This is a genomic window from Novosphingobium sp. SG707, assembly GCF_012275515.1.
In the GTDB taxonomy this organism is placed as follows: Bacteria; Pseudomonadota; Alphaproteobacteria; order Sphingomonadales; family Sphingomonadaceae; genus Novosphingobium.
The window spans coordinates 677,688-700,653 of sequence record NZ_JAAZQL010000003.1; the positions used below are offsets into that span (position 1 = coordinate 677,688).

A 22,966-nucleotide genomic window follows, 5' to 3' on the forward strand; every position below is an offset into this window, starting at 1 on the left:
GATGAATCTTCGCCAGTCCCGATTCAGGACATGGCAAGCGCCCCCATACGGTTGTCCCCTTACCTCCGCTGCATGATCTCTCAGGTGAGGGCAGAATCGCCTTGCGTCCGAAAGGGTGCGGGCCTCTGCCGACCACAGGAAAGAGAGATGGTTATGTCGGTTCGTTTGGGGCTCGCCAAAGTTGCCGGTCTGGTGGCAGGCACCGCGCTGATTGGCGGCGGTGCGGTGCATATCGCCGAAAAGGCCAGCAGCAACAAACCGCAATATGTCAAACACGCCAAGGCTCATAAGGCCCCCGTGGTGCGCAAGGAGGTGGTGACGCGCACGGTCGTGGTGCAAAAGGATTGCTGCACCAAGACGGTGACGCGGACCGCGATGGTGCCGATGCCGCCGCCGGGTCTGCCCGCCGCCGATCTGACGCCCAACACGCCCGCCCCCGCCCCCAGCCCGCTCTCGGCCGAACGCGCGCGCGGCTATTACAGCAACTGGGGCTTTGGCGGCGGCTATATCGGCGGCTTCTTTGGCGGGACCAGCGGCAATGTGATCGTGGTGAACTCCAGCGGCTCCACCTCGGGCTCGACCTCGACCACGGGCGGCACGACCACCACCGGAGGCACAACGACGACGACCACAGGCGGCACCACCACGACCACCACCGGGGGGACTACGACCACTACCACAGGAGGTACAACCACCACGACAGGCGGCACGACCACCACCACTGGCGGAACGACGACCACGACCACTACCGGGGGCACCACCAGCACAACCGGCGGCACGCAGGTTCCCGCTCCGCCGATGCTGCTGCTGTTTGGCGGCGCGGCCGGGGCGATGTTCGCCCGCCGCCGCAAGGGCAAGGCTCAGGCCGCCTGAGGCCCTCCATCCGCGTATAAAAAGGCGCCGCCGGGTGATCCCGGCGGCGCCTTTTTTATGGCCCCGACAAACCTTGCGCCCATAAAAAAGGGGCGGCCCGCGAAGGCCGCCCCCTCTCTTTGGCATCAAGCGATCGCTTACGCGGCCAGCTTGCGCAGCACGTACTGCAGGATGCCGCCATTGTTGAAATACTCGATTTCATTGGCGGTATCGATGCGGCACAGCGCGGTGAAGGTGAACTTGGTGCCATCCTTGCGGGTGACTTCCACGGTCACGTCCTGACGCGGCTTGAGCGAAGCAACGCCGTGGATCGTGAACGAGCAGTCGCCGTCCAGGCCCAGGGTCTGGCGGTTTTCGCCATCCTTGAACTGCAGCGGCAGCACGCCCATGCCGACCAGGTTCGAGCGATGGATACGCTCGAAGCTTTCGACGATCACGGTGCGCACGCCCAGCAGGTTGGTGCCCTTGGCGGCCCAGTCACGCGACGAACCGGTGCCATATTCCTTGCCCGCGATCACCACCAGCGGCGTACCGTCGGCCTTGTGCTTCTGGGCAACGTCGAACACGGCGCCGACTTCTTCACCGTAGCGGCTCATGCCGCCTTCGATGCCGGGGACCATCTCGTTCTTGATGCGGATGTTGGCAAAGGTGCCGCGCATCATCACTTCGTGGTGGCCACGGCGCGCGCCATAGCTGTTGAAGTCGGCCTTGGCGACCTGACGCTCCATCAGCCATTCACCAGCGGGGCTGTCGGCCTTGATGTTGCCGGCGGGGCTGATGTGGTCTGTGGTGATCGAATCGCCCAGGATCAACAGCGGCTTGGCTTCGATGATGTCCTGAACCGGGGCCGGTTCCATGGTCATGCCTTCGAAGTAGGGCGGGTTGGCGACATAGGTCGAACCGGCCTGCCACTTGTAGGTTTCCGAGCCGGTGACGTTGATCGCCTGCCAGTGCTTGTCGCCCTTATAGACGTCGGCATAGCGGGCCATGAACATCGGACGGTCCATGCAGCCTGCCATCGTGGTGGCAACTTCTTCGTTGGTCGGCCAGATGTCCTTGAGGAACACGTCCTTGCCTTCGTTCGACACGCCGATCGGGGTGGTGGTGAAATCTTCGATCACCGTACCCTTGAGCGCATAGGCCACCACCAGCGGCGGCGAAGCGAGGAAGTTGGCGCGCACGTCGGGCGAGACGCGGCCTTCGAAGTTGCGGTTGCCCGAGATCACGGCGGCGGCGACGAGGCCGTTTTCGTTGATCGCCTTGCTGATCGGTTCGGCCAGCGGACCCGAGTTGCCGATGCAGGTGGTGCAGCCATAGCCGACCAGGTTGAAGCCGACATTGTCGAGGTGCTTCTGGAGACCGGCCTTTTCGAGGTAGTCGGTGACGACCTGCGAACCGGGGGCGAGCGACGTCTTGACCCAGGGCTTGGGCTTGAGGCCCAGCTCGTCGGCCTTTTTGGCAACCAGACCGGCAGCCACCAGAACCGAGGGGTTCGAGGTGTTGGTGCAGGAGGTGATCGCCGCGATGGTCACGTCGCCGTCGCCGATGTCAAAGTCCTTGCCTTCGACCGGAACGCGGGTCTGGGCCTTCTTGTAGACATTGGCCATGTCGGCGTTGAACACGTCGTCCACTTCGGGAAGCGAGACGCGGTCCTGCGGACGCTTGGGACCGGCGAGCGAGGGAACGACCGTCGAGAGGTCGAGTTCGAGCGTGCTCGAGAAGATCGGTTCGATGGCCGGGTCGATCCAGAAGCCCTGCTCCTTGGCATAGGCTTCGACCAGTTCGATCTGGCCTTCGTCGCGGCCGGTCAGACGCAGATAGTCCAGCGTCTTGCCGTCAATGCCGAAGAAGCCGCAGGTCGCGCCATATTCGGGGGCCATGTTGGCCAGCGTGGCGCGGTCGGCCAGCGACAGGTCGGCAAGGCCGGGGCCGAAATATTCGACGAAGCGGCCCACCACGCCATGCTTGCGCAGCATGTTGGTGGCGGTCAGCACGAGGTCGGTCGCGGTTACGCCTTCCTTGAGCTTGCCGGTGAACTTGAAGCCGACCACTTCGGGGATCAGCATCGAGACGGGCTGACCCAGCATCGCGGCTTCGGCCTCGATGCCGCCCACGCCCCAGCCCAGCACGCCAAGGCCGTTGACCATGGTGGTGTGGCTGTCGGTGCCGACGCAGGTGTCGGGATAGGCAACGGTTTCGCCGTTCTGGTCAACGCTGGTCCACACCGCCTGCGCGATGTTTTCCAGGTTCACCTGGTGGCAGATGCCGGTGCCCGGCGGCACGGCGTAGAAATTGTTGAGCGACTTGGAACCCCACTTCAGGAAGTCATAGCGCTCCATGTTGCGGTGATATTCGATCTCCACGTTCTGTTCGAACGCCTTGGGATGACCGAATTCGTCCACCATCACCGAGTGGTCGATGACGAGGTTGACGGGAACCAGCGGGTTGATCTTCGACGTGTCGCCGCCCAGCTTGGCGATGGCATCGCGCATCGCGGCAAGATCGACCACGCAGGGCACGCCCGTGAAGTCCTGAAGCAGCACGCGCGCGGGGCGGTACTGGATTTCGTTCGACGATTCGCTGGGGTTCTTCTGCCAGTCGACGATCGCCTGGATGTCTGCGGTCGAAACGGTGAAACCACCGTCTTCAAAGCGCAGCAGGTTTTCCAGCAGCACCTTCATCGAGAACGGCAGGCGGCTGATGTCGCCAAACTTTTCGGCGGCCTTCTTCAGCGAATAATAAGCGACTTCCTTGCCACCGGCGCTCAGTTTCGAGCGGGTGCCGAGCGAGTCCTGTCCGACCTGGGTCATACGGGCGTCTTCCTCACCTCAATTGGCCCAGAGACGAAAAAGACGAAAAGGCGCGTTCAGGCGCGATCTCGCCCGCCTTTGGGCGGTTGCAGCATGAGGGCCGATGCGCGTGATTCCGCCCCGCGTCAAGGGCGCGAAAGGTGGAAAAAGGAATGAAGAGCGGCAGGTTGCCGCGATATTGTTGCTATTGCGAATTGTTATCCAAAATAAGCGTAAAAGGCCGCCGGATTGTCGGAGAAATGCCCTTTGCCACGGTGCGCGCGATCACAGCGCGACCTGCTCGGTATGCTCGCCTTTCTGTCCCCCCGCGCCCAGCCAGCAGCCCGCCACGACCAGCACTGCGCCGCCCAGCGTGTAGAGATCGAGCCTTTCGCCAAACCAGATCCAGCCCATCAGCGCGGCCCAGAGAAAACCCGAATATTCCACCGGCAGCAGCCTATGCGCCGGCGCCCGCGCCCAGCCCCATGACAGCAGCATCAGCGAGACAAAAGACAGGCCCGCAGACCCGGTCAGATCGCGCCAGACCGTCCCTTGCGGGATGGGCGGCATGCCGATCACCAGACCCGCAAGGGTCAGGAAACAGGCGGTAAACAAGGATTGGAAAAAGGCGATTTCGGCGGGCGGGGCCATTTGCGCCTGATGGCGCTGCATCACCAGATTGGCGGCATAGAGCACCGCCGAGCCCAGCAGCGCGAGCATGCCGTGCCATGCGTCCTGCGCCAGCGCGCCGCCCACCTGCATCCGCCCCAGCCCGATCACGCCCACCCCCAGCAGCCCCAGCACCGAGGCCCCCAGCGCGCGCCGCGTGATCGCCTCGCCAAGCGTCAAACCGGCCATGAACAGCGCAATGATCGGCGCGATGAAAGACAGCGCCATGCCCACCGCCATCGGCGTGCGCACAATGCCCCAGAAAAAGGCGAAAGCCATCGCGCTGGTGACGCCCGCGCGCATGGCATGCATCGCCATACGCCGTCCCGGCCACGCCCCCGGATGGGCGATTTGCCACACCGCCAGGCCAAAACCCGCCCCGATGATGTTGCGCCAAAGCAAGGCCGCATGCACCCCGGTATCGATCGACGCCCGCTTCATCAGCGCGTCCATCACGCTGAAACTGGCAATTCCGCCCGCGGCGGCAACTAGGGGAAGAAACAAAGGGCGCGCCATGATCGTTAAGACCCTAGCGGGCTTGCGCCAAGCCGTCACTATGAGAAGGTAGGTCGAGCTTGCATGCGGCGCGGTGTTCAGCCAACAGACAGGGGCAATACTGGATGGTGTGCGACGAACTGTGCTTGGCTGTCGTTGAATTGAGTGGTTTGGGCCGGGCGAAAAGGGGCGTTGAATGATGATGAACACGCGCAAGCTGATGATGGGCGGAATGATTCTGGCCTTGGGGACGGGGCTGGGCGCCCTTTATCCCGCCATGGCGCAGGATCGTCCGATCGAGGGCAAGCAGGGGCTGGGCAAGCTGCCCAATGTGCGCCCGGCCAGCATGGCGACACCCGCGCCCACGTCCACACCCACCGGCAGCGCGACGCCCAGCCCCCGACCCGGCGCCTCCCCCAGCCCGCGCCCGAGCGCAACCCCCAGCGCCGGACCGACCCTGCGGCCCACGCCATTGCCGACCCCTTCGGCCACCCCTTCCGGCACGCCGACCCCCTATCCCACGCCCAGCCCGTCGCCGGGCGCCACGCCGGTGCAGGAAGCGGTGGTCAACTGGACCGTGGCCGATGCGGGCGATTTGCTGGCCGCGATCATGGCGATCGGCGAGGAGGGCCTGTTTCCCGCCGATTATCAACCCGATGCGCTGCGCGCCGCGATTCGCGCCGGGGCGGGCGACGCGCTGGACCAGCAGGCCAGCAAGAGTTTCGCATGGCTGGTCGAGGATCTGCGCGACGGGCGCACGCCGATGACCGCGCGGGTGCAATGGTTCGCCGTCGATCCCGATCAGGATGACAATCCCACCACCGCGCTGATGCAGCGCGCCACCACCAACCATGACGTGCCCGGCACGCTGGCGGGCCTCGCGCCGACCTATCCCGATTATGCCGCGCTCAAAGAAGCGCTGGCCGCCACGCCCAAGGCGCAGACCAAGCTGCGCGACGCGATTCGCATCAATATGGATCGCTGGCGCTGGTTGCCGCGCGATCTGGGGCCGGTCTATCTGATCACCAATGTGCCCGAGTTTCAGTTGCGCCTTGCGGTCAATGGCCGCAACATCCGCACCTATCGCACCATCGTGGGCAAGCCGGGCCGCACCGCCACGCCGCAATTGGCCGAAAAGGTCGAGGCGGTGGTGTTCAACCCGACATGGACCGTGCCGCAATCCATCGTCGTGGGCGAGGGGCTGGGCCAGCAATTGCTCGCCCGCCCGCGCGCCGGCTATAAGGTGACGCGGATGGAGGACGGCAGCCTGCAGGTGGTGCAGCAGCCGGGCAACACCAATTCACTGGGCCGGATGAAGATCGACATGCCCAATCCTCATGCGATCTATCTGCATGATACGCCGTCGAAAAAGCTCTTCGATGCGTCGGTGCGCGCCTTCTCGCATGGCTGCATCCGCACCGATCGCGCGGTGGAACTGGGCATGACGATGGCCATTCTGGGCGCGGGGATGAGCCAGGAAGATGCCGTGGCCACGTTTGAGGCGGGCAAGTACAAGAAGGTGCCGATGACGCGGACCTTCCCGGTCTATCTCACCTATTTCACTTATGGCCGCGACATCAATGGTTCGCTGGCGGCCTTCAACGATCTCTATGGCCGCGATGGGCCGGTGATCGACAGTTTCCATGCGCCGCGCGCGCTGCACACGACCCAGCGCAAGAGCAATGAGGAAGTGATCAAGCTGGATAACCCGCTGTAATCGGCGGGGGGCGGCGCTGCTGAACCGATCAGCGGCGCCGCGCCGGACTTACGCCTCGCTGATGCGGTCGGCGTAAAGCAGGCGGCCCGCGCCCAGATGGCCCAGCACAAGGCTGAAATCCTCGGGCGCCATGGCAAAGCAGCCTTCCGAACGGCCCAGCTTGCCGAATTTGGACACCATATCGGGCGCGGCATACCATGCCGGGTGCATCACGATGGCGCGGTCGAACGCATTGGAATTGTCCAGATCCAGCCCGCGCAGCCGCATCGAGGCGCCATATTTGCCCTCATACTGGCCCGCAGTCAGATAGGCCCCGCGCGAGGTGGCATAGGAGCCGACGCTGTTCGAAAACTGCTTGAGCCAGCCGACATGGGCCGGGTCCGACCCGCGACCATGGGCCACCAGATGCGAACGCACCGCACCGCCGACCATGTCGACAAAGTGCAGCCGCGCATCATGCGAAGGTTTGCTGAAGTCGGCAATGGCCACGACATCGGGGCGCGCCAGCATCGCGCCGACGCGATCCCGCTCGCGCATGGCGATGCCCACCACGCGGCGTTCATATTCGGAGAGGCCCGAAGCCTGTGCGGCAACACGCAGGGGAGTGGCCATGGCGACCCCGCCAAGGGCCAGTCCACCCAACAATGCACGACGGCTCAACATGTTATTCTGATTCGCGATTCCCATGTCTGTTGCAATAGGGCAACGGGGTAAATTTTTCTATTCACCTGCGATGGAATCACGCGAGTCAGCGGCGAGTTGAGCCAAAGTTGCGCCATCAACGCGCATCACCGTCCATTGTTCCATCGGTTTTGCGCCCATGCGGCGATAGAATTCGATCGAGGGCGTGTTCCAGTCCAGCACGCTCCATTCCAGCCGCGCGCAGCCCCGATCCTGCGCCAGAGCGGCCAGATGGAGCAGCAGGGCCTTGCCCAGCCCCGAGCCGCGCGCGGCGGGGCGGACATAGAGATCCTCCAGATAAATGCCCGGACGGCCCTCGAAGGTGGAGAAATTGTGGAAGAAGAGCGCGAAGCCCTGCGGCGCGCCGTCGATCTGGCCGATCACCACCTCGGCCATCGGGTGTGGGCCGAACAGGTGCTGTTTAAGAGCAGCCTCATCAAAACGGACCTCGTGCGAGAGCTTCTCATATTCGGCCAGGTCGCGGATCAATTGCGCGATCAGGGGAATGTCATCAGGTGTGGCTGGGCGGATCGTGTTGGTCATGATGCGCGGTTTAGCCCGATTTGCGCTTCTGGGAAGCATAAGGCGCGATTTTGCAAAAACTTGTATTGACCAATGCCGTTCGACTGTGGCAATCGGCCCGCCTGTCTGAGGGGATATGCCCTGTTTCAGGCATCGCAAGCGAAAGCCCCAATGCTTTCAACGCGCCTGCGGGTGTAGCTCAATGGTAGAGCAGCAGCTTCCCAAGCTGAATACGAGGGTTCGATTCCCTTCACCCGCTCCAATTCTCGAACCAGCAGCGTTCCCGGTCACCTCCTAAAGCACAGAAAACCTGCTATATTTCGCCTTATCAGGGCCGTTGGCGTTCGCCTGCATTCCCCCGCAATCACCCGAATGTGGGGGCCCCGCTGGGGGTATGCACCGCCTCGTCATAGCCGATACCCCCAACGCTGGGGGTATATTGGGTCTAATAACCTGATAATGCGAGGAAATAATATGCTCACGGATATGGCAATTAGAAACTTCAGGCCCGGTCCAAAGGCCACCAAGCTGGCCGATGGTGGAGGACTCTTTCTTTTGGTCACTCCGACTGGAGGCAAACTCTGGCGCTTCAAATACCGGATCGATGGGCATGAGAGGTTGCTCGCCTTGGGTAGCTATCCGCAGGTCAGTCTAGGCGAAGCTCGCGTGCGTCATGCTCAGGCTCGTGAACTCGTAGCGCGCGGAATTGATCCTTCCCGCGAAAAACAGCGGGTAACCATCTCAAAAAAGGTTGATAGTGGAGGAACGTTTCGGTCCTTATCTGAAGAGTACTGCGAGAAAAGAAAAAATAACGGTGGAGATAAGTGGGGAGATGAGACCGCAAAGAGAAATGAATATTTATTGAGTATGATTTTGGGGGTGATCGGTGACATGAGCATTGGTGAAATCGAGCCAATCCATGTCCTCTCCGCTATCCGGAATATCGAGAGAAAGGGTAATCTGGAGAGTGCTCGTCGTACCATGCAACTTACTGGTGCTGTATTCCGTTACGGAGTGGCAACTGCCCAGGTGAAATCCGATCCGACGCGGGATTTACGCGGAGCTCTCTCCTCGCCAACGGTCATGCATCACGGAGCTCTTACGGAGCCTCGTCGTGTTGGTGAACTGTTGCGCGCGCTCGATGGGTATGAGGGCGGAGAAGTTGTCAGGATCGCCTTACAGCTTGCTCCGTATGTATTTGTCCGGCCAGGTGAGCTTCGTCATGCAATATGGAGCGAGATCGACCTGAATGAAGCTGTCTGGGTTATCCCTGCCGAGAAAACTAAAATGCGCAAGGAGCATCAGGTTCCCCTGTCCACCCAGGCGGTTGCTCGTTTCCGAGATGCGCTCAAGATTTCAGGGCCATCCGGGTATGTATTCCCTTCGGTTCGTACTCGGGAGCGCCCGATCAGCGATAATACGCTCAATGCCAGCCTGCGACGATTGGGCTATTCCAGCAACGAAATGACTGTGCATGGCTTTCGGGCCATGGCTTCAACTTTGCTGAATGAAAGCGGCAAATGGTCTCCCGATGCTATTGAGCGTGCCCTGGCTCACGGCGACAGCGACAAAGTGCGGGCCGCTTACCACCGCGGTGCCCATTGGAAAGAACGTGTGAAGATGGCTCAGTGGTGGGGTAACTATCTTGATAAGTTGCGAAGTAAGAATTATTGAGATTGTCGATTTAGAATATCCAAAAAATTCATGACTTTTGGATAAAAACCTTAAAATGTGATATGCTTTTGAAATGATGTTCGTGGTTGTTCGCCATCGTATTTTTGACGCCATCTGAATTGTGAAGGGTGGTGGAGGTGGTGCTGTTTGATTCTTGCGATGGTTGCGGAGCGCACTTCGTGGAGCATTGAAAATGGCTTTGAGTGATCTTGCAATTCGTAACGCAAAAGCGCGTGAAAAATCCTATAAAATAGCTGATTCGTTGGGTCTGTTTTTGCAGGTGCAGCCGACAGGAAGTAAGCTTTGGCGCTTCAAATATCGGTTTGACGGGCGGGAGAAGAAGTTAGGATTAGGGATCTATCCTTCGGTGGGGCTCGCCGAAGCGCGCAAGCGGCGTGACCAGGCTCGTGAATTGATCGCTGCGGGCTCTGATCCCTCGCGCGAGAGGCGTCGGGAAAAGCTTCGCAGGCAGGAACTGGCCGGAAATTCATTCGCTTTGCTGGCCACTGAATATTGCAAGAAGCGTAAAGGCGATGGTCACAAGCCTTGGGCTCCTTCAACAGCCGAGCGCTGCGAGCATCTTCTGGGCTTAGTATCGGTGTCGATCGGGCGGATGGCTATTGCTGACATTGAGCCTGCAGATGTTTTGGCCGCCGTACGCAAGATTGAAAGAAAGGGAAAACTTGAAAGCGCGCGTCGCGCCTTGCAGTTGGCGGGGAGCGTGTTCAGGTTTGCCGTCGCCACCGCTCGCCTCAGATCTGATCCTACCCGTGATCTGCGTGGCGCTTTAGCATCTCCTAAGGTTACACACTACGGCGCGATCACCGAGGCGCACAAGGTGGGCCAATTGCTACGAGATATTGACAGCTACCAAGGCATTGGAATTGCTAGGTTGGCGCTTAAAGTAGCACCTCATGTCTTTGTAAGGCCCGGTGAGCTCCGCCAAGCTCTTTGGAACGAGATTGATCTGGAGGGCGCACTTTGGGTCATACCCGCCGAAAGGATGAAAGTGCGTAAGGCTCATTACGTGCCGCTTTCGAGGCAAGTGATTGATTTATTTAAAGATGTTCGGAGACTAAGTGGTCCAAAAGGCTATGTATTTCCGTCTGTCCGAAGCCGGGCGCGTCCCATGAGTGAAAATACGATCAACGGAGCATTGCGTCGGCTGGGCTATACCACCGATGAAATGACAGGCCACGGCTTTCGCGCAATGGCAAGTACCTTGCTCAACGAGTCCGGCAAATGGTCGCCGGACGCGATCGAGCGCGCTCTAGCGCATGGCGATGTCAGTAAAGTGCGTGCGGCCTATCACCGCGGCGCGCATTGGAATGAGCGCGTGGAGATGGCTCAATGGTGGTCCGACTACCTTGATGCCTTACGGGAGCAAAATGATTCGGCGATTTTACCTGAGCATTGGCCCAATTAGCTGCGATGCTGCTGGCCCCGTACCAGCAATGCTTCCAAACTGGATAGCGGGATTAGAGTAGCCCGACCGATTTTTATTATCGAAAGTTCGCCGTTGGTAATGAGCTTGTATATTTTCGTACGTCCAAGGCCCGTCATCCGCTGGACATCGGATATACGAAGGGTGAGCGGTTTGCTAAAATCAGACGCGCAATCAGGCTGTTCAGCCAGGAGTTGACTGTTTATCATCGGATTCTTCATTTGGGCATATCCACTCTGACGATGGTCAGCCCGCCACTTACTCTGGATATCATCAAAACGGCGGCGAGGAAATCTTCTTTTCGTCTTCTTCGGTAAGCATGATCTGTCTCACGGCGTTCTCTTGTCTTATGACATTTCCGCCTGCTGGGGCATCATGAGATGCCCGATCCGGGGTGGCCACCCCGGATCGGGCGGAAGGGGATGGATCGAAGTTGTCTCGGTCGTCGAGGACCGTCGATTAGTGTGATCACCCTTCAGGCCAAGCAGCAACCGGTCGTTGCCCTGACGCGGGGCGTACACCGCCTCCTGGTCGACCAACACCGTATCGACCACGCGACACATCTCGATAAGCTGCTGCCAGTCCCGGCTGTTACGGGCAAAACGTGAGACTTCCCGTGCCGCCACCGCGCCAACCTTGCCAAGGCAGACCTCCGCCACCATCCGGTCGAAACCGATGCGCGTCACACCTCCGGCGGCTGATCGGCCAAGGTCTTCATCAATGGTCTCGATGTGTGACCATCCCAGAGTGACTAGGCGATCACGCATTGCGTATTGGAGGGCACGGCTCTCCCGGTTGTGAAGAACCTGATGGGCCGACGATTGCCGGACATACAGGATCGCTTTGCGTTCGAGATGCTGCGGGCTGATCTTCTCAAAGGTCATCCTGCATCTCCCGTTGTTCTGCGGCGGGAGCGCCGGTGATATGCTCGAGGAGCAGGCGCACGATCAGCGGCGCCAATGTCTGGCGTGTTGGCGGCGGAAGAGATTGCCATTGCGGGGCCTGCGCGCCCCCGGAGGGGCCTGGATTGGAGAACAGATCGAGCTGCACTGTCATCGGTTTGCGTGCCATCAAGAACTCCCGAATACGAATCGTGAGGGCTCAATGCTGCGCTCGAAACCTGCGAAGCCGAAGTCATCTGTAGGAGCTGAAACAGAGCGTTCAACGCGCCGATATCCACTTGAGGTGAAGCCTCAATGCGCATCAGGTTGCAAATCGCACGGTCAAACATCCATGCCGGTATCTCGCGCCAGCGATCAGGCGACAACGCTGTGAGGTTGCAGCGGAAAACGATTAAACCGCATCGTTCCACGACCTGATGGACGTGAACCGGTAACCCATTCCAGGGGTGCCATTTATAGAAAACTTCTCGGACATCGGTCCCGTGGGCGTTGCGCCGCCGTGTTGTACAACGAGAGCCGTCCTCACACGTCCCTAGGGGTCATGACGCCTGCCGAATTTGCTTAATCGGTCGGGGTTAATCCCGGCCGATGAAGCGCTGGACCTCTCGTTCTGGCCGGTGGCAATTCCGGGACAGGGTCAGGCATTACCTCCCTTGACGGTCCCACCCTCCGTATAAGCAATCACGCGAGTATTATTACCTTTATGAATAAGATCGATCTTGCTCGATGTTTTTTAGAAACCATCTGTACGTCTCTTCGATGCCAGAATGAAGATCGATCAGCGGCCTCCAGCCCATTGCATTCAGCCGCCCCGAATCCATCAGCTTTCGCATCGTGCCATCGGGCTTCGATGCATCGAAGGAAATTGTTCCTTTAAATCCAGTAACTTCAGCAATCGTTGCAGCCAGCTGCGCGATTGTCACATCTTCACCAAATCCGACATTGACGTGACTTAGCATGGGCAGGGTATTTGCTTCGTAAGTCGGCTTGTCCAGATCGAATACAAAGAGCGAGGCATCTGCCATGTCATCAACATGCAGGAATTCGCGCATCGGCTTGCCTGATCCCCATACGACGACTTCATTTAGTCCATTTTGCGTGGCTTCGTGAAATCTGCGGATAAGCGCTGGCATTACATGGCTGTTTTCAGGATGAAAATTGTCGCCAGGGCCGTAAAGATTGGTAGGCATTACACTGCGAAAGTCAGTGCCATACTGACGATTGTAGCTTTCGCAAAGTTTGATACCTGCGATTTTAGCTATGGCATAAGGTTCGTTGGTCGGCTCCAGCCTCCCCGTCAGCAAAGCATCTTCACTCAAAGGTTGAGGGACATCACGGGGATAAATGCATGATGACCCCAGGAAAAGCAGTCGCTGTATGCCGGAGGCATAGGCCTGATGAATGACGTTTGCTTCGATCATCAAATTTGAATAGATGAAATCAGCCGGATAGGTATTATTCGCATAAATGCCGCCAACTTTGGCAGCGGCCAACACTACCCCATCAACCTTTTCAGTGGCAAAGAACGCGCGGACTGCGGTCTGGTCAGCTAGATCCAGCTCAGCATGGGTACGGCAAACAACGTCGATGCCTCGCTCACGCAGTTTACGTGTGATCGCGCCGCCAACCATACCTCGATGGCCTGCCACAAATATACGCATCGCTCCTGCCCCCTTTAAATCTCAATCGAAACCGGCAGTTCAAAGCCATGCTTCTTTAGTAGGGCGTGGCGCTTGGCGGTGTGTAAGTCTTCCTTGACCATTTCTCCACACATCGTTTGCACGCTGATTTCAGGAACCCAGCCCAGCTTCTCCTTGGCCTTTGTCGCATCACCAAGCAGTGTATCGACTTCTGCCGGGCGGAAGTATCGTGGATCCACGCGGACGATCACATCCCCCACCTTTACTCCGGGTGCATCGCTGCCCTGGATATCTTCGACAATGCCAACCTCGTCAACGCCAGTTCCCGAGAACCGTAGGGTGATCCCTAGATGTGCCGCAGACCAAATGATGAACTCGCGTACGGAATATTGAACTCCCGTGGCAATGACAAAATCTTCAGGCAGTTCTTGCTGAAGCATCATCCACTGCATGCGAACATAATCCTTGGCGTGCCCCCAATCTCGCAGAGAATCAATGTTGCCCATGTAGATGCAGCTTTCCAGCCCTTGAGCAACGTTGGCCAGGCCGCGCGTGATCTTGCGGGTAACAAAAGTCTCACCACGACGAGGACTCTCGTGATTAAAAAGAACGCCGTTACAGGCATAAATACCATAGGCTTCCCGGTAATTTACTGTAATCCAGTAAGCGTACAGTTTTGCGACTGCATAGGGCGAACGCGGGTAAAATGGCGTTGTTTCTTTTTGAGGCGTTTCCTGCACAAGACCATAGAGTTCAGACGTCGACGCCTGATAGAAGCGTGTTTTCTTTTCGAGACCAAGAAAGCGGATCGCTTCAAGTAAACGCAAGGTACCAACGCCATCAACGTCGGCCGTATATTCAGGTGCCTCAAAGCTCACCGCCACATGGCTTTGTGCGCCAAGATTATAGATCTCGTCCGGCTCAATTTCTTTCACGATACGGGTTAAATTGGAAGTGTCGGTGAGGTCGCCATAATGCAGTTTGAGATTGGGATTTGAGGCATGGGGGTCTTGATAGATATGGTCGATGCGTTGCGTGTTAAAAGAAGATGCCCGGCGCTTAATGCCATGAACCTCATAGCCTTTTTCAAGCAAGAGCTCAGCAAGGTATGATCCGTCTTGGCCGGTAATCCCAGTAATAAGCGCTTTTTTGGGGTGAGACACTATTAGCTCCTTAGACTATCAATAGCCATGTCGCAGAAAGTTATTTATTAAATTAATAATTATGTGAAATTATAAAATGCCGATAATCTTTAGAGGTGATGTGCTCACATTAAGTCCAATTTGGCAATTATCGCAAGCGCATAACCCAAATGATAGCAATCGAGCATCGAAACCGATCTCCGCAGCAGCATTTTCGCGAACCTATTCGATCTCGCATGTCCCTGTTTTTCGCCTGGTTCAATCCTGCCCTCCCCATAGCGAAACGAGACCTCAGAAGCCTTCAAAAACAAGACTGCTCCCGATTTTCTTTGCGAGAACATGATCCAGCATCCCCCAGGGCCTCATATCAGAATTTTCCAATAATCTGATGCGGGTCATTTGGTCCAGCAGCACACTCACGACCGATCTCCAGTGTGAATCATCGGTTGCACTCACTCGATTGCCTAACCGTTCGTCTCCGTGGTGGACCATATTCTTTGGCAACCAAGTTACGGCTGGTGTTGGTGAGGCATTTGCTTGGGTTTAGGCCTGCTCGGCGCGAATCGATTATAATGATTTTTGTCATTTTTTATCGATCCATTGTACGAAAAGAGAGGCCACTAAAGAAGCGTTTGAAGGCATTTCGTCCCAGCATATTGCGGCGCAGCAATTGCACGATCGAGCCTTTCCTGTCAATCGAATGAAGTGATTGCAAGCTGTCAGGTGGGCTTAACGACCAGAGCCGAGACGTGGCTTTAGGCGCGCAATAAGGCACTGTTTAAATTGAAAATTGGTCGCCGGCATCCTCCCCTGGCCAGGATAGGAAATACCATAGCCAACACGTTGATCGGACGTTTAGCCCGCCCGGATTTTGGTCTCCAGCCTTCGCTTGCAGGAAAGCTGCGTTGTCGTTTGACGGCGACCGATTGCCTTTGAACAACGAAGTTTCGCTGGAGGCGCAGGTTGCGGGCTTGGCGTTGATTTGGAGGGGAAACCGGGGTGTTGATCAGGGGCAGCAAGTCTGATTTTAACGTCAGCGTGAGCCTGTATATGCCGGCCGAGTTGGAGGGGCGCGTACTCTCGCTGCTGCCCGACAAATACAGAGGCGCGCGCCGCATGGATAGCAGGCGCGTTCCGATCGACATCGGCTGGATGCTGCGGTCCTTTGCGCCCTGGCGAGACTGGCCTGAGCGTTACGGGCCGCGCACCACGTGCGACAATCGCTCCATGCGATGGGGCAAAGCAGGAGTGCGGTATCTGGTGATGGACGCCATCACTACCGCAGAGATGACGTCATCCAGATGATCGACAGCCTCTCCGTTGGGCTCGTCGGCAGGCAGCAAGGGCAAAATGGGAGGGCGAGCGCCCGAGCTGGGCTTACGATGAAGATCCACCCGATCATTACGGGCCAGGTCTCCCTATACGGCCAAGTCCGATCACCGGGCACATTCATGACGTTCCAACTGCCTATAAACTGCTTGATCATGCTGGTGCAGGAACAATCGTATTGGGGGAAAAGGCATCTGAGACCGATCGCATCCGGACACCATTCCGCGAAAAGGTCGCGTTCGCTAAGCTTCCGCCTAGGGCCCCCTTGATCGAATCCGTACTTAAGTACGTGGCTCAACCGCGTGCCCCACCTGGTCGATCGGTTCTTCTCCAAGCTGAAGCACGTCCGCAGGGGCGCAGCCCGGCACGGCAAGTGGCCCCAGAATTTCCTTGCTATGGTTCAACTGACTGGCAAGCCGCTGTAGCTTCGCGTTTGTTAGCCCAAGGGTTAGCTGGAGCCGCAACCCTGGTTGCCGAGATCATCGATTACCACCGGAGAAACCCATGAACCTGAGCGGGACCTGTCTGCTCCCAGCGAAAGCTCCTTCCCGAAGATTGAACTCAGTTATTGCGATGGCTTCCAGATCGGTCTTCGTCGTCTCCTGATCCTTGCCCCGTATCCGAGAATAAACGGCCTGAACTCAAAATCGACGATTGCTCCAGCGAGGTGATAGGTGCGTTGAGATCAAACGTTCCTCGCCCAGCTTTCGCCTGATCGAGATAGCGGTTCCGCAGTCCGTCTTTGCCCAGCACCTGACTCCGAAGTTCTTGAATAAAGCTTTCGGCAGGCATTTGAGATCGGGCGGCCTTGCGTTCGGCGGCCGCAATCGCATGTCGAACGTCATAATTCACGATATCCATTTTGGCATCCGCGCTTTCTGAGGTCATCCCACGATCCGAACTCTGAAACCCGACGCTCCCGCTGACATTCGCCCCAACCGAACCGCTTGTCGCCCGACCTCCCGTCTTGCCAGTCCCGCCCGCAAGCTGTCGCCCCGCAGACCCGGAAATCCCGGCATTGATATCCGTGCCCATTGAGGTCTGATCCTGCGCCGAGCGCGAGAGCGAGCGGGTCCAGCCGGTTTGCGCGATGATCGCCTGAACATCGCGCTGCAGCGTGTCGGCGACTTGAGGTTTCAAACGCCATTGCCCCTTGCGGTCCATCTCGAACCCGCCTTTGAGCCATCCTTCCATCATCGCCTGCCCCTGCTGCCCGTCGCCGAGGAAATGCTCGATCGTATCGGGACCGGCCTGCTTGCCCGCCTCGAAGCGGGTGCTGGTGTCCGAGCGCGCCGACTGGCTGAAGCCGGCACTGCTCGATACCAGCAGATCGCTATGCGTAAAGCTGAAGCGCGCCCGCCCGCCATTGGCGATGGCGCCCAGCTGGCTCTCGTTGATGAGTCCGCCTTTCCACATCGCGGCTGCGCCCTCGGGTGAGAGATTGAGGCTGAGATCACCATTCTGATCCATCGCGATCTGGCGTCGCGACAGGTTGACGCCATGCTCGCCAAGCAGCTTTTGCATACGGGTAAGGCGTTCCTGTTCGACAATCCGGCCGAGCCTTTCGTTGCGCGCGCGATCGGCAATGCCGGGAGCACGGCCTTCCGCCATGTCGGTCTGATTGCTTGCTGTGCGACCCAGCGCCTGGATGAAACTGTCGAGCCGCGCGGCTTCGCGCACAGAACTGCCGGCGGCGGCGGCCCCTTGCGCAAATCCGGCATTGTCGGCCTGCCGCCTTGCTTCGCCGATGCGCGCCGTCGAGCGGGTGCCAGCAGGCCCCATCTCGCGCTGAGCATCGAGCTTGCCCGACCTCTCGGCAAAATCATAGCGGGAGGCCTCCCGGGTGCGGCCATAGATGCTGGTATGCTCGCGCGTCGCCTCGGCATCCGCGCCATCGGCCGTGCCAAGTTGGCTGGCAGCATGATAGGTCGCGAGCGCGTGCTCGACCTGCGCTTCATTACGCCCGGTGCTGCGTGCCAACTGGCTGACCGCCGAGGAGCGTGCTTCGCCGGCCAGTGTGTTGATGAAGCCGATCTTGCGGCCGGCCTCGTCAAGCGGCAGGCCAAGCATGGCGGCGGCTTGCCTTTGCCCCGCATTGGAGCCGGTCCGCCATGCCTGTTCGGTTGCTACATTGCTGCGCTCGCCGGCCGCGACCCGGCTCCCTGCAAAGTCTCGGCGGCCCTCCATTGCACCGGCACTGATCTGCGCGCTGGTGAGATCGTTGCGCAGCATCTGCTCCTGATCGAAAGCATTGGCTGAGAGCTTGGCAAAGGTCGGATCTGCCGAGGCCTGCGCAATAAGGGTTGAAGCTTTGAGGGCGGCATCCTTCGGCGCATAACCACCGCGTTCGAAATGCCGCTGTGCGCCCGACATCATCATGTCATAGGCATTGGTGTCACCAAAGGCCTTCCATTGCACCATCTTCTGGCTGAAGGCGGCAAAGGTGCGTTCGCCCGCCTGACCACCCCCGAAATAGCCCGTTCCCAAACGCCGCAGAGCATCCCTCTCGGCAAAATTATGGATCGCCCCGGTGGCGGCATTGGCGCGCACGGCCTGCGCGCCGGCCGGATCGGCCAGATCGCGCCCGGCAAGGGCAGGAGCGATGCCACCCAGCTCGCGCGACGCATCGATCCCGCCGAGCGCAAAGGCGGAGCCGCCCGCCAGAGCGCTGCCATGTTCGCCGATCACGGTCCCGGCCATACCAAAACTTCGATTGGCGCCAAAATTGCTGCGCTCGCCAAAGTCGCCAAAATTTGCTGAGGCGCTGCTCCTCGCCATGGTTCCCGAGGCCGAGGCCTGCGCTTCGAGCGCGGAGGCATAGCCTTCCTTGGTCATCAACGGCGCGGCGGCGGTGCTGGCCATGCCCTGCGCCTGTAGAGCTTCGCCGGTGAAAGAGGAGAACACATTGCCCGAGAAGCGGAAGACGGTGAAGGTAAAGGCGCCCGCCACGCCGGCCGCTGCCGTGCGGAAGGAGCCGAAGATCGCAAGCGCCTTCATCGCCGAGGAGGGAGCCAGCAGCCAGGCATTGGCGCCGACATGGTTCGAGCGCATCTCGGCCAGCACCGCCATCGCCCGTCCGAGGGTCAGCTGATAGATGCCGGCATCGATCACGCCCCAGAGCGCCACGAAAACGAAAAGGCCAAAGGCAAAGCTGGCGACCCGCAGATTGATCGGGGTGAGGATGAACATCAATGCGATCGGCATCATGAACAGCATGATGCCAAAGACCGTCGCGCGGATGGTCGGCATCCATTCATTCGCCACCGACATAGAAGCCAGTCCGCCTGAGATCACCGCGCGATTGGCCATGACTCGCGAAGCGGTCGCCGGACTGTCCTCAAAGAGAACATCGCCCACCGCATTGCCCAGCATGATATCGCTCATCAGCGCCTGCATGGTGAGCGAGGCGCCCATCATCATGTCGCCCATCTGGCCCAGATTGCTGCGGCAACGCGAAAGCTGACCTGCATCACTCACATCATAGCCGCTGCGCGCGCAGACCTGTTTTGCGTAATCGTCGAACAGGGCCGGGTCGGACAGGCGCGTCTGGATCGCATCCCACGCCTCGGTGCAGCTCACCGTGGTGCCGGCCTTATTGGTCGCGGAATAGACGGTGCTATAGGTGGCGGGCCCGGCCATGGCGGCGAAACTGGTGGGCAGATCGGTGGAGGTGCGGAAGAGCTGGTCGTCATCGACCTGATAGGCGCTCGATGTCCTCGCGACTGGATAGCATTGGCGGACATAGTCCCTGACCGTTGCTTCAAGAAAGGCATCGCTCATCGGCCCGCGCGGTGAGACCGCATTGAGGAACAGGTCGAAGGCATGGCCCCCCGCGCCAAATTCCAGTTTGGCATTGGGATCGGCGGTATTGTCGTCGATCACTTCGGATAGCGCGCGTTCCATCAGATTGGTGGTGCCCGCGACCATCACGATGAGATTGGGAACCCCGCCGACGCTCTGATAGGCATTGCGCACCTTGTCATAGACGTGAACCGTGCCGGTCGTCGAAACGAGGCCGACGAAGAGGCCGATGCCGAACAGCATCTGAAAGCCGAAAGTGACGATGCCCATGCCCTGTCCGCGGATGCCGGCCAGCAGCGCCCCTAGTGCGATTCCTGCCACAGCGCAGATCACCACCAGCGTTTCATAGCGCGCGTCGGCAAAGATCAGCGAGACGAGATGGAACGCGTCGACCGTCTCTGCAAAGCCGTCATAGCTGTAGAAGCTGGCGTCCAGCGCGCGAGCCGGACTGGCGATCAGAGCCGGCGGGACCGTCAGCAATCCGGCAACGATCTGGCGGTGTGCCCTCAGGTAGGGAAAACACGAAAGGGCCAGGCGCATGAGCAGGGGCCTTTCCGTCAGCGGTTGCGATAGGCGGCGGCGCCTGCGGCATCGCGGGCATCGCGGTCGCGCTGGCGCAGCAGCCCGGCATAGCTCGCCGAGAGATTGGCCTGACTGAGAGCCGCCAGATAAGACTGGCGCATCTGTGCGCGCTGCCGCAGCACATCTTCGCGCAGGTCGCGCAATTGCTCGATCCCCTTCGAGAGAATCTTGGTCTGGCAGATCTTGCTGCTCTCGGAACTGGCGGCTCCGGCCACCGTGGCGCCGCGTTCCGCATTGGTCAGCGTAAAGTCGATCGAGCGGGTGAGATCATTGAGCATCTGATAGGCAAGGCTCAAGGCCACCAGCTGATCGGTGTCGGAGATCACGGAATCGGGCACGCCCTGCCGCACGCCCCATTCGAGCAGTCGATAGACCGGCAAGGTCTTTACATTGGCGACGAACTGCTTTTCCTCCGATGTAAGCCCGACGCGGGTGCGGATCTTGGCGCTGATCGAGACCATGCGCTCGCGGGCCAATTCGAGGGCGCCCTTGCCGGTCTGCGCCGAACAGTCCGACGCAGTTGCCGGGACATTGAGGCTGCGGGTCTGCACTTTGCCGGTCAGGAAATCCTCGGGCGTGTCACTGTCCTGATGCGGGCAGGCCGGGATCGCCGAAAAGACCGGCACTTTGTCACCCGCATCCCAGCGCATATAGACATCGCCCACGCGGGCGCGCATCACGCCCGCCCAGTCGCCCGCGCCGACGCGCTGGGCCGCATGAGCGAGTAGTGAGCCGGTGCGGAAGATGTCGGTGACTTCGGCAGGGCAGTTTTCCAGAGCCTCCTTCAGATCCTCGGTAGGATTGCCATTGTTGGCTTTGAGCTTCTCACGGCTCTGCTGATAGCTCTTGGCAAAGCCTGCCGAGACCGATTTGGAGCCGGTCATCTCCTCGATGATCCCGCTCATATTCTCATCGCCCCGCGCCATCTGAACCATGCGATTGGCAAGGCGGCAATCATTGACCTGGATTGAGTTGAGGTAATTGGTGGCTGCCTCCATCTTCGAGATGATGTTGCCCATTTTCTCGTCGAGCGTTTCGAGGAGATATTGGAAGGCAACGGCTGGGGCTGCCTGCAGGATGCTCTCGAGTTTCTGGACGAGGTAGTCAGGGTCGAGGAACGACATGCCGCCCAGAAACATGTCAATGCCGCCGCAGCCCGCTTTGACCTTGGGCAGCGAGAGCGACATCAGATAATCGTCATGGACATCGAAGCGTCCCGACATGCCGCCTGCGGTGACATAGCCGCGGGTCTGGTCGCTGAAGCTGCCGGGGGAGCTATAGGTGGCATTGTCGAACCAGCTTTCGGTCCAGCTCTGCGCGAAGGCGGGTTCACTGGCCGCGCAGCTTGCCAGCAGGGCGGGAAGGGACAGGATCAGGAGCGGGCGGGTTTTGGGCATGGCGGTTTTCCTTGTTCCTGGGAGGTAATCGGAAAGCCCGCCGCCATTCGGGCCTCCCTTGAGGTTGTAGAGGTGATGGGAAAAACCTTGCAAATTCGGAATAAAGATCCAATAATGCATGGATGATTGAAAGAAGGATCAAGCCCGAACTGATCGCAAGGATCGATCACGCGCCTGCGGTTGCCCTGCTTGGGCCAAGGCAGGTCGGCAAGACGACGCTCGCTCAGGAGATCGGTGATGAACGGTCCGCGCTTTATCTTGATCTGGAATCGGACGCGGATCGCGCAAAACTGAGCGAGCCGGAGCTTTACCTGGAAAGCCATGCCGACCGGCTCATCATTCTCGATGAGGTCCACCGCATGCCGGATCTGTTTCAGACCCTGCGCGGCCTGATCGATCGGGGAAGACGCAAGGGCAGGAAGTCCGGTCGCTTCCTGTTGCTGGGACCGGCTTCGATCGACCTGATGGCCCAATCGGGCGAAAGTCTTGCGGGGCGGATCAGTTTTCTGGAAATGCGCCCTTTCGATGCGCTCGAAACCGTCGAAGCGGACAGTGAGCAATTGTGGATCAGGGGCGGCTTCCCCGAGAGCTTTCTCGCCGCTTCGGACCAGCTTAGCCAGCGATGGCGCCGGGATTTCATCAGGACCTATCTCGAGCGGGATATTCCGATGCTGGGGCCCCGCATTCCTGCAGAAACTCTGCGGCGTTTCTGGACCATGCTGGCGCATCACCAGTCCGGTCTGCTCAATGCCTCGGAATTTGCCCGAAGTCTGGGCGTCGACAGCAAGACGGTGGCATCTTACCTTGATCTCCTGGTGGATCTGCTGCTGGTACGGCGGCTTGAGCCCTGGCATGGCAATGGCCTCAAACGGCTCGTCAAATCGCCGCGCGTCTATGTGCGTGACAGCGGCCTTGTGCATACGTTGCTTGGCCTTGCGGCCAGGGACGATGTGCTGGGCCATCCGGTTGCGGGTGCGAGTTGGGAAGGTTTTGTCATCGAGAACCTGATCGCGGCATCGCCCGAGGGCACGGCGGCTTGCTTTTATCGCAGCGCAGCCGGGGCAGAAATCGATCTGGTGCTGGATTTGCCGGGGCAGGGTTTGTGGGTATTCGAGGTCAAGCGCAGCCTTTCGCCTAAAGTTGAGCGCGGCTTTCACCACGCCTGCGAGGATCTTCAGCCTGTGCGCAAGATTGTCATCTATCCCGGCAAGGAGGCCTTCCCACTGGGCCATGGGATCGAGGTGATGCCGCTCCGGCAGGCTGCCGAAGCGTTGCAGGCTCTCGCACTTTGAAAGGAGACGCGGCAGGC

Annotated in this window: 17 protein-coding genes, 1 tRNA gene and 1 pseudogene; 7 read left to right on the forward strand and 12 right to left on the reverse strand. The window is 59.4% G+C overall.

The annotated features are described in order from the left end of the window. Window positions 1-153 precede the first annotated feature (153 nt). The gene (locus tag FHW92_RS11895; RefSeq protein ID WP_168602906.1) at window positions 154-873 is read left to right on the forward strand and encodes a PEP-CTERM sorting domain-containing protein; all 720 of its coding nucleotides are present in this window, start codon (window positions 154-156) and stop codon (window positions 871-873) included. A gap of 137 nt (window positions 874-1,010) precedes the next feature. Here the strand turns inward: FHW92_RS11895 and acnA are convergent, their stop codons facing one another. Both acnA and FHW92_RS11905 read right to left on the reverse strand, forming a co-directional pair. After that, window positions 1,011-3,683 carry an aconitate hydratase AcnA gene (gene acnA / locus FHW92_RS11900; protein WP_168603446.1) on the reverse strand — a complete coding sequence of 891 codons (2,673 nt, stop codon included), beginning with the start codon at window positions 3,681-3,683 and terminating at the stop codon, window positions 1,011-1,013. Between the two features lie 264 nt (window positions 3,684-3,947). Further along, complete coding sequence (locus tag FHW92_RS11905) at window positions 3,948-4,835, reverse strand: DMT family transporter (protein ID WP_246870073.1); 888 nt, start codon at window positions 4,833-4,835, stop codon at window positions 3,948-3,950. Window positions 4,836-5,022: 187 nt separating this feature from the next. Here FHW92_RS11905 and FHW92_RS11910 point away from each other — a divergent pair, with 187 nt between their 5' ends. Further along, window positions 5,023-6,543 (forward strand): L,D-transpeptidase family protein, encoded by a 1,521-nt coding sequence (locus FHW92_RS11910; protein ID WP_246870074.1) that lies wholly within the window; start codon window positions 5,023-5,025, stop codon window positions 6,541-6,543. 48 nt (window positions 6,544-6,591) lie between these two features. Here the strand turns inward: FHW92_RS11910 and FHW92_RS11915 are convergent, their stop codons facing one another. Then, complete coding sequence (locus FHW92_RS11915) at window positions 6,592-7,206, reverse strand: murein L,D-transpeptidase catalytic domain-containing protein (protein WP_168603448.1); 615 nt, start codon at window positions 7,204-7,206, stop codon at window positions 6,592-6,594. A 57-nt stretch (window positions 7,207-7,263) separates the two neighbouring features. Then, on the reverse strand, window positions 7,264-7,767 hold the full coding sequence (locus FHW92_RS11920; protein ID WP_168603449.1) for a GNAT family N-acetyltransferase: 504 nt from the start codon (window positions 7,765-7,767) through the stop codon (window positions 7,264-7,266). A gap of 167 nt (window positions 7,768-7,934) precedes the next feature. Between FHW92_RS11920 and FHW92_RS11925 the strand changes: the two genes are divergently transcribed. The 3 genes from FHW92_RS11925 (at window position 7,935) to FHW92_RS11935 (ending at window position 10,846) form a co-directional block, all read left to right on the forward strand. After that, a tRNA-Gly gene (locus tag FHW92_RS11925) sits at window positions 7,935-8,008 on the forward strand. Between the two features lie 212 nt (window positions 8,009-8,220). Beyond that, on the forward strand, window positions 8,221-9,420 hold the full coding sequence (locus FHW92_RS11930) for an integrase arm-type DNA-binding domain-containing protein (RefSeq protein WP_168603450.1): 1,200 nt from the start codon (window positions 8,221-8,223) through the stop codon (window positions 9,418-9,420). A gap of 193 nt (window positions 9,421-9,613) precedes the next feature. Beyond that, window positions 9,614-10,846 (forward strand): integrase arm-type DNA-binding domain-containing protein, encoded by a 1,233-nt coding sequence (locus FHW92_RS11935; protein WP_168603451.1) that lies wholly within the window; start codon window positions 9,614-9,616, stop codon window positions 10,844-10,846. On the opposite strand, the gene FHW92_RS26065 is transcribed toward FHW92_RS11935, so the two are convergent. The 6 genes from FHW92_RS26065 to FHW92_RS26070 form a co-directional block, all read right to left on the reverse strand. Further along, window positions 10,843-11,085: a helix-turn-helix domain-containing protein gene (locus FHW92_RS26065; protein WP_349237676.1), complete on the reverse strand. Its 243-nt coding sequence runs from the start codon at window positions 11,083-11,085 to the stop codon at window positions 10,843-10,845. The two genes, FHW92_RS11935 and FHW92_RS26065, sit on opposite strands and share 4 nt — an antisense overlap. A 126-nt stretch (window positions 11,086-11,211) precedes the next feature. Beyond that, window positions 11,212-11,748, reverse strand: coding sequence for a recombinase family protein (locus FHW92_RS11945; protein ID WP_246870075.1), 537 nt, complete (start codon window positions 11,746-11,748; stop codon window positions 11,212-11,214). After that, entirely contained in the window at window positions 11,738-11,935 is a 198-nt protein-coding gene (locus FHW92_RS11950) for a hypothetical protein (RefSeq protein WP_168603452.1), read from the reverse strand. Before FHW92_RS11950 ends, FHW92_RS11945 begins: the two co-directional genes overlap by 11 nt. Window positions 11,936-12,467: 532 nt before the next feature. Continuing rightward, the gene (locus FHW92_RS11955) at window positions 12,468-13,427 is read right to left on the reverse strand and encodes a GDP-L-fucose synthase (protein WP_168603453.1); all 960 of its coding nucleotides are present in this window, start codon (window positions 13,425-13,427) and stop codon (window positions 12,468-12,470) included. 14 nt (window positions 13,428-13,441) lie between these two features. Continuing rightward, window positions 13,442-14,569 (reverse strand): GDP-mannose 4,6-dehydratase, encoded by a 1,128-nt coding sequence (gene gmd / locus FHW92_RS11960; RefSeq protein ID WP_168603454.1) that lies wholly within the window; start codon window positions 14,567-14,569, stop codon window positions 13,442-13,444. A gap of 270 nt (window positions 14,570-14,839) precedes the next feature. Then, a complete protein-coding gene (locus FHW92_RS26070) occupies window positions 14,840-14,968 on the reverse strand; it encodes a hypothetical protein (RefSeq protein WP_282599734.1) in 129 nt (42 codons plus the stop codon). Between the two features lie 630 nt (window positions 14,969-15,598). On the opposite strand from FHW92_RS26070, the pseudogene FHW92_RS11965 reads away from it, so the two are divergent. Next, window positions 15,599-16,302: pseudogene (locus FHW92_RS11965) on the forward strand (transposase). Between the two features lie 136 nt (window positions 16,303-16,438). Here FHW92_RS11965 and FHW92_RS11970 read toward each other — a convergent pair. Both FHW92_RS11970 and FHW92_RS11975 read right to left on the reverse strand, forming a co-directional pair. Next, the gene (locus FHW92_RS11970; protein WP_168603455.1) at window positions 16,439-20,218 is read right to left on the reverse strand and encodes a conjugal transfer protein TraG N-terminal domain-containing protein; all 3,780 of its coding nucleotides are present in this window, start codon (window positions 20,216-20,218) and stop codon (window positions 16,439-16,441) included. A 17-nt stretch (window positions 20,219-20,235) separates the two neighbouring features. After that, the gene (locus tag FHW92_RS11975; protein ID WP_168603456.1) at window positions 20,236-21,657 is read right to left on the reverse strand and encodes a conjugal transfer protein TraH; all 1,422 of its coding nucleotides are present in this window, start codon (window positions 21,655-21,657) and stop codon (window positions 20,236-20,238) included. A 122-nt stretch (window positions 21,658-21,779) separates the two neighbouring features. On the opposite strand from FHW92_RS11975, the gene FHW92_RS11980 reads away from it, so the two are divergent. Next, window positions 21,780-22,949, forward strand: coding sequence for an ATP-binding protein (locus tag FHW92_RS11980; protein ID WP_168603457.1), 1,170 nt, complete (start codon window positions 21,780-21,782; stop codon window positions 22,947-22,949). Window positions 22,950-22,966: the final 17 nt, after the last annotated feature.